Source organism: ANME-2 cluster archaeon, assembly GCA_014237145.1.
In the GTDB taxonomy this organism is placed as follows: Archaea; Halobacteriota; Methanosarcinia; order Methanosarcinales; family Methanocomedenaceae; genus Methanocomedens_A.
This window is the reverse complement of record JAAXOC010000091.1, coordinates 1-5,376: the sequence shown is the minus strand read 5'-3', so window position 1 is coordinate 5,376 and position 5,376 is coordinate 1. Positions and strand designations below refer to the sequence as shown.

Genomic DNA, 5,376 nt, shown 5'->3' with positions numbered 1-5,376 from the left:
TACAGGGATGAGACCGGGGCCAGCGCAACTGTGGAGGGGTATTCTCAAGTGCCATTCGATGGATACGTTGTGTTTACAGTAACAAAGGATGATACTATTATTGAAGAAGTACGGGAAAAGTCCCCCATCCTCACCAATGATGATGATGAAACTATCGAGATCATCTGGACCCGCAAGCTTGCCGCAGGCATATATGGTCTATCCGTAGAAGTGATAGGCAACGACGGTGATATCCTGGATGAGTGGGACACGGTCATTGAGTCCGACTATGACATTTCTGCTGATGTAACACCAGAACCCACGCCTACAGAGACGCCCGGGTTTGGCATAGTCCCGGCAACCTTTGTATTGGTATCACTATTTATTTTATCAGGGCGGATGGACCGCCGCAACGGGTGATACCCGTGTATGAACTGTTCATAGCCATCAGGCATCTGACCTCACGCCGCAGGCAGACCATATTTTCTGTACTGGCGGTCGGGCTGGCAGTTATGCTGCTCATGTGGTCACAGGCAATGATGGTGGGTTTTACCGATGAGATGTATTCAAAGACCGTTGACACGATGATGCCACATGTAACAGTTGAACCACAGGAAGGTGAAGATTACATCCATCTGTACCGTAAACTCATAGAGGATATCGATGGGATCGATGGCGTGGTAGGTATATCACCAGTCCTTTCCGGGCCGGCTACATTTGAATACAAAGGCAAGAACAAGAATGTGGTCATGCAGGGCATCCGGGTTGAGGCCCACGATTCCGTGATGTATATCAATGACAACATTATCGAAGGCAGTTTCAGGGATCTGGAAATTTCGCCCAACAGTGTGGTGGTTGGTGATGCCCTTGCTGAAAAACTCGATGTGGAAATTGGAGATACCATAGATGCTTCATTTCCTGAAGCGAATCCTGCAAACCTGAAAGTTGTGGGCATCTATAACAGCGGCACACCCATGGATGAGACTCTGGCGTTTACGTCCCTGTCCACTGTCCAGGATTTTCTTGAAGTGTCCAACGTTGTAACAACTATTTTAGTTCGCGGGGATGACCGTGAGCGTGCACAGGCCATATCAGAGAAGATAGATACCCTGGGATATCCTGCTTCAGGCTGGAAGGAGACTAATCCGGAGATAATACAGACACTGAAAATGGAAGGGACAAGCAATGCTATCACACTGGGTCTTATTATCATTATCGCATCTTTCGGAATCGTCAGTACCCTTTTCATGGTGGTCATGGAGAAGACTAAAGAGATAGGCATGCTCATGGCAATGGGAGTGTCAAGAAGAAGTATTTTGATAATATTCGTAATGGAAAGCGGCATCCTGGGACTGCTGGGTGCTTTAATAGGTGTGATACTGGGTGCGACGTTAGCCATACAAATGGGGTCATTTGAATATGAAATGGAAGTCATGGCCGGCATCACCTCGATTCCGTTTGTTGTGAGATTGCAGGATGCAGTCATTATTGTGTTGTTCACATTCCTGCTAAACCTCATCGCCGGAATATACCCTGCCAGTCGTGCTTCAAAACTTAAGCCGGTGGAGGCGATAGGTCGTGAGTGAGGGAGATTGCTATGTTTGAGCTGGATGTTGCCACAAGACATATCAAGTCACGCCGGCGGCAGACCTTATTTTCCATAATTGCAGTATCACTGGCTGTGGGGATAATCATAATCTTCATGTCAATGATGAGTGGTTACACGAGTATATTGATCGATTCGACAATTGAGAACCAGGCTCATATCACGATCATGCCAAAGGAGGGCGAGGATTACATACACCTCTACCACGGGCTTGAGAACCATATCTACGATCTGGAAGGTGTAGAAAGTGTCTCGTCATATTTCCAGGGTGAAGCTGCCCTGCAATACAAACACAACGCTGAAGGGGTGCTGTTGTACGGTATCAATCCTGAAGATGAGAACCGGGTCGTTAACAGGGAAAAATATTTACTGGCCGGGGAGTTTGCATCTATTGAAAATCCCGGCAGCCGCATAATCATTGGTTATAAACTGGCAAAAAATCTGGAGATGGAGGTGGGCGATACTGTCACAGCCCAGATCCCGGGTGCAGAACCTGCCGATTTTACCATTACCGGCATATTCCAGACCGGAACGCCAGTTGACGAAACAATGGCATTTGTAAATCTTGAGCGGTTGCAGGATCTCTATGGGTCAGGGGATGTGATAACAGGAATGGGGATAAAGTTGTCTGATGCTTATGCTGCTGAAGAGCTGGCTAACGGAATTGACCGGGAGACAGGCTATGATGCTATAAGCTGGATGGAGCAGAATGCAGAAATACTGACCCTTCTTGAGACCTCGGAGAGTATGGTTTATTTCTTTTATGTTATCATCTTCGGCATATCAGGTTTTGGTGTCGCCAATGTCCTGATAATGATAGTTATGGAAAAGGTTGGTGAGATAGGAATGCTCATGGCAATGGGCACGTCCAGGCGGAGCATAATGCTGATATTTCTGCTGGAGGCAGGAATACTGGGTATGGCCGGGGTTATAATCGGTTGTATACTGGGATATGTCGCTTCATTGGCAATTGCATCTATTACAATACCCATACCACCCGAGATGTATTTTGGGATGGACCACCTGCCCGTAGTAATAGAGCTTGAGAACTTTATCTCAGCCAGTGTTTTTGCTATGGTCATTAATATTATAGCTGGTGTATTCCCGGCCAGGCGTGCTTCAAAAATGGATCCAGTGGAGGCGATTTACAGTGTCTGATAAATATATAATCCAGATAAAGAACCTGACAAAGATATTCGGCGACGGAGTGGAAATAAAGGCCCTGGACGGAGTGGACCTGGATATTGAACGGGGTGAGTTTTTGGCTATTATCGGGCCTTCCGGTTCAGGCAAGAGTACACTTCTGAACCAGATAGGTATTCTTGACACTCCCACCAGCGGTACAATCCTGCTAAACGGAATTGATGTCACGGAAATGTCTGATAAACAGCGCTCCCGGACAAGGAACAAGGAACTGGGCTTCATTTTCCAGTACCATCACCTTTTGCCCGATTTCAATGCTCTTGAGAATGTGATGATGCCGCTGCTGATAAGCGGTGTAAAATCGTCACAGGCACGTGAGGTTGCCCGTAAGGTACTTGATGAAGTCGGGTTGGGTGACAGGATGGACCACCGGCCTAACCAGTTGTCAGGGGGCCAGAACCAGCGGGTCGCCATTGCACGGGCGCTGGTAAATAAACCCAGTATCGTTATCGGGGACGAGCCCACAGGCAACCTTGACTCAAAGGCCAGTGAGAATATCTATGAACTGCTGCGCAAATTAAACCGCGAGCACAACCAGACCTTTATACTTGTGACCCACGACGAGCGGATGGCTGCCAAGACCGACCGGATCATCAGGCTGGTGGACGGCCGGGTTGCTGAGAATTCTATCAATTCCAGTTAGGCAGGCATTTCACCCAAGTTTTTATCAGGTTTGTGCATAATTGAGTGTCAGATGCGGCGTAAGGACAGGAAGTTATGGATAAGGGATATGGCAGCGCAGCGAATGGTAAGGCTGTTCGACCTGGCAGAGGAATCTTTTGATAATGACCCTGGTTTAAGCAAACGGTATGTTTTTTTAGCTCGCAGGATAGGTATGCGCCACAGGGTCAGGCTGCAATCCCATCTTAAGCGCAAGGTGTGTAAAGGATGCGGCACATATCTTGTCCCTGGCGCAAGTTGTAGGGTTAGAATAAGAGGCAGTCGAGTGATTACTACATGTTTGGAATGTGGTACAAGTTCACGAAGACCGTTCTAACTTGCACAAAGTTTATTCTTTTTTTCTAATTTGTTTTACATTAAATTCTCAATAACCTATTTATATCACCACAACATATCATCATTATGATAATACTAATAATAATCATAATGATGAGATATTTAGTATTATCAGGTGATAATCAGAAAATTAAAAGAAGGTGGTCAAAACGAGACTAATGCATGTTCAATCAGTCTTGCCTGAAAAGGATATTATTGCATTGAAAATAAAAACGGGCGAATCTTCCACGAAGGATGCCATTTCAAAAGCAGTGTATCATTACCTCGAATGTGAGTTTGTAGAATAAATATAAAAATACAAGGTTGGTGAATAAAATGAAATCAAGTTTAAGATATATGGCAGCAGCTCCAATGGAGATTGGGGGAAATAATGAAATCGAGAACATAATGAAGATTTCATTAAATATAGGGCAAAATGGTGATGTAAATCTCTGCTTTATTGACTCTGTTAAATCAGACGAGGATCTCTATTCTCTGCAAATAACCGAATCAGCATATCCGAATGAGGGTGAATTATTGTATAGCAAACAGGGTCTTTGGCTATCAATGTTCACCAGACATATGGATGAAACTTCCATAATGGAGATCGAGATCGAAGACTAATTAAAATCTTCCATCACCCCTCCTATCTTTTTTTTACATTAAGTACAACTTGCTCCAGCTTTCATGCCCATCTGGTTACATGGATGGCCTGGGCTCTTTTATCCAGCAGCTTAAATAATGAAAATTTACCCACACGATCTTAAAGGGATTCGATTAAATCCTATGTGGTGAGTATGATAGACGTTGCCATAATCGTGAGGTTAGAATCTGACAGGCACATGCTGGTGGCCGGCCAGATTGCTGAGAATTCCATCAATTCCAGTCAGGCAGGCATATCATCTAAGTTTTTATCTGGTGTGTGCATAATTGAGTGTCAGATGCGGCGCAAGGACAGGAAGTTATGGATGCAGGATATAGCAGCGTAGAGGATGGTATAGCTGTTCGACCTAGCAGTGGAATCCTTTGATAATAACCCTGGTTTAAGTAAACGGTATGTTTTTTTAGCTCGCAGGATAGGTATGCGCCACAGGGTCTGGCTGCCATCCCATCTTGAGCGCGAGGTGTGAAAAGGATGCGGCACCGATCTTATCCCTCGCGCAAGTTGCAGGGTTAGAATAAGAGGCAGTCGAGTGATTACTATATATTTGGAATGTGGTAAAAGTTCATGAATACCGTTCCAACGTACACAAAAACTATTCTTTTTTTCCAATTTATTTTCTATTAAATTCTCAATAACCTATTTATACTAGCATAACATATCATCATTATGATAATACTAATAATAATCATAATGATGAGGTGTTTAGTATTGTCAGGTGATAATCAGAAAATTAAAAGAAGGTGGTTAAAACGAAAATAGTGCATGTTCAATCGGTCTTACCTGAAAAGGATATCATTGCATTGAAAATAAAAACGGGCGAATCTTCCACGAAGGATGCCATTTCAAAAGCAGTATATCATTACCTCGAATGTGAGTTTGTAGAATAAATATAAAAATACAAGGTTGGTGAATAAAATGAAATCAAGTT

The 5,376-nt window shown here is 44.2% G+C and carries 9 protein-coding genes; all 9 read left to right on the top strand.

Features of this window, described 5'->3' with window-relative positions:
• Positions 1-48 precede the first annotated feature (48 nt).
• Complete coding sequence (locus HF974_11900) at positions 49-399, top strand: hypothetical protein (GenBank protein ID MBC2699012.1); 351 nt, start codon at positions 49-51, stop codon at positions 397-399.
• Positions 396-1,565, top strand: coding sequence for an ABC transporter permease (locus HF974_11895; GenBank protein MBC2699011.1), 1,170 nt, complete (start codon positions 396-398; stop codon positions 1,563-1,565). The genes HF974_11900 and HF974_11895 overlap by 4 nt, the downstream gene beginning before the upstream one ends.
• Positions 1,566-1,576: 11 nt before the next feature.
• A complete protein-coding gene (locus tag HF974_11890) occupies positions 1,577-2,743 on the top strand; it encodes an ABC transporter permease (protein ID MBC2699010.1) in 1,167 nt (388 codons plus the stop codon).
• Positions 2,736-3,431, top strand: coding sequence for an ABC transporter ATP-binding protein (locus tag HF974_11885; GenBank protein ID MBC2699009.1), 696 nt, complete (start codon positions 2,736-2,738; stop codon positions 3,429-3,431). The genes HF974_11890 and HF974_11885 overlap by 8 nt, the downstream gene beginning before the upstream one ends.
• A 51-nt stretch (positions 3,432-3,482) precedes the next feature.
• Positions 3,483-3,785, top strand: coding sequence for a ribonuclease P (locus HF974_11880; GenBank protein ID MBC2699008.1), 303 nt, complete (start codon positions 3,483-3,485; stop codon positions 3,783-3,785).
• A 178-nt stretch (positions 3,786-3,963) separates the two neighbouring features.
• Positions 3,964-4,092 carry a DUF5371 domain-containing protein gene (locus tag HF974_11875; GenBank protein MBC2699007.1) on the top strand — a complete coding sequence of 43 codons (129 nt, stop codon included), beginning with the start codon at positions 3,964-3,966 and terminating at the stop codon, positions 4,090-4,092.
• A gap of 28 nt (positions 4,093-4,120) precedes the next feature.
• Positions 4,121-4,408, top strand: a complete 288-nt coding sequence (locus tag HF974_11870) for a hypothetical protein (GenBank protein ID MBC2699006.1) — start codon at positions 4,121-4,123, stop codon at positions 4,406-4,408.
• 173 nt (positions 4,409-4,581) lie between these two features.
• Entirely contained in the window at positions 4,582-4,773 is a 192-nt protein-coding gene (locus tag HF974_11865; protein ID MBC2699005.1) for a hypothetical protein, read from the top strand.
• A 415-nt stretch (positions 4,774-5,188) separates the two neighbouring features.
• Complete coding sequence (locus HF974_11860; GenBank protein ID MBC2699004.1) at positions 5,189-5,335, top strand: DUF5371 domain-containing protein; 147 nt, start codon at positions 5,189-5,191, stop codon at positions 5,333-5,335.
• The last annotated feature ends 41 nt before the right edge of the window (positions 5,336-5,376 follow it).

Bases quoted from the DNA above. Each gene is read 5' to 3' on its own strand.
- HF974_11890 (MBC2699010.1), top strand. From the start codon at position 1,577: ATGTTTGAGCTGGATGTTGCCACAAGACATATCAAGTCACGCCGGCGG.
- HF974_11880 (MBC2699008.1), top strand. From the start codon at position 3,483: ATGCGGCGTAAGGACAGGAAGTTATGGATAAGGGATATGGCAGCGCAG.
- HF974_11865 (MBC2699005.1), top strand. From the start codon at position 4,582: ATGATAGACGTTGCCATAATCGTGAGGTTAGAATCTGACAGGCACATG.
- HF974_11870 (MBC2699006.1), top strand. From the start codon at position 4,121: ATGAAATCAAGTTTAAGATATATGGCAGCAGCTCCAATGGAGATTGGG.
- HF974_11875 (MBC2699007.1), top strand. From the start codon at position 3,964: ATGCATGTTCAATCAGTCTTGCCTGAAAAGGATATTATTGCATTGAAA.